Here is a 1,711-nt window from a genome sequence, read left to right on the forward strand (position 1 = left end):
GGTGATGCCCAGCTTAATACCACTCTAGAGAATATCGCTCGTTCGAATAACATGACGCTCTCTCAGTTTGAAGCGCAACTTGAGCTAGAAGGCGACACCTACGCCAGTGCTCGTGAACAAATACACCGGGAAATGGTCATCTCCAGAGTTCAAAAAAGACAGGTTGACCAACGCGTAAGAGTCACCGAGCAAGAGGTTCAAGCATTCTTAGCCTCAAAAGAAGGTCGAACACAATCTGGCCTTGAGTACTTGATTGGCCATATCTTAATCGCACTCCCTGAATCAGCAGATAAAGAACAAGAAAGAGTAGCGCTAGATAAAGCAAACAACATTCTTAAAGAACTCAAGGCAGGTGAAGATTTCCAGAAAACGGCTGTTGCGCAATCTGACGGTCGCCAAGCACTTGAAGGCGGTGTAATTGGCTGGCGTAAAGAAAGTGAGCTACCAACTATCGCAGCTGACATCATACCCAGTTTGGCCATTCAGGAGCCCTCATCACTTATTCGTACCGGAAGTGGCTTCCACATTGTTACCGTGCTAGATAAACGCGGTGGTCAGGAAAAGCTAATTGAGCAATCGCAAGTCAGACATATTCTGATTTCACCAAGCGAGATTAGAACTGAAGAAGAAGCAAAAGAAATCATCTACAAACTTCACGAACGCCTACTGGGTGGAGACGACTTTGCTGCCATAGCCAAGTCCAATTCAGATGACCCGGCTTCCGCTATTGATGGTGGTAATCTTGATTGGGTTAATCCTGGTCAAATGGTTCCTGCTTTTGAACAAACAATGACTCAGACAAACGTAGGCGAGTTAAGTGAGCCTTTCCGTTCTCAATTTGGCTGGCACATCCTTCAAGTAACAGAGCGACGCGTGAAAGATATGGCAGAGTTGATTCAGAATAACCAGGCTCAGCAAACCCTACATCGCCGCAAATTTGAAGAGGAGCTATCCAACTGGCTGCTCGAAATAAAGGGCGAAGCTTATATCGAAATTAAAGAAGAGTTTGCAGAAGAATCCTAAGCATGGCCGAGAATATTTCTAACGCCCCTCCTGTACTGGCACTCACGCCTGGTGAGCCAGCCGGTATTGGCCCTGAATTAGTCATTCAACTAGCGCAAAGCGAGCTAGCCTGTTCACTGCTTATTTTTGCTGATAAGCAAATGATGGAAGAACGGGCGGCACTCTTGAATCTTGGCTTCTCAGTAAAAGATTGGCAGGAGTATTCTCGGCAAAATGAACCTGGGCTATATATTCAACACGTCTCGCTCGCTCGCCCTTGCCAAGCCGGTCAGCTCAATGTGGCCAACGCCTCCTATGTCGTTGAATGCCTTGACCAGGCGATTGATGCTTGCTCATCAGGTCGTGCCGATGCCTTGGTTACTGCCCCCTTACACAAAGGCATCATCAATGACTCGGGTACTGCTTTCACAGGGCACACCGAACACCTGCAAATGCGATGCGGCGTTAGTAAAGTTGTGATGATGCTAGCAAGCCCTCGTATGAAAGTGGCACTAGCAACGACTCATCTTCCTTTAGCAGAAGTTAGTCGTAATATTACCCCTGACAACCTGAAACAGGTCATTCAGATTCTCATTGACGACCTGAAGAGCAAGTTTGGTATCAAGCAACCACGTATTCTCGTGGCAGGCTTAAACCCTCATGCAGGTGAAAACGGCCATATGGGCAGGGAAGAAATCGATATTATTGC

General features: G+C 47.1%; 2 protein-coding genes. Both read left to right on the top strand.

What is annotated here, in order from left to right:
- On the top strand, positions 1-1,023 hold a 1,023-nt coding region (locus A3757_RS22455; protein WP_068740335.1), incomplete at its 5' end, for a peptidylprolyl isomerase.
- A gap of 2 nt (positions 1,024-1,025) precedes the next feature.
- Positions 1,026-1,711, top strand: a 686-nt coding sequence (locus tag A3757_RS22460; protein ID WP_068740337.1) for a PdxA family protein, incomplete at its 3' end; no start/stop codon positions are given.

It is taken from the genome of Oleiphilus sp. HI0117 (genome assembly GCF_001635235.1).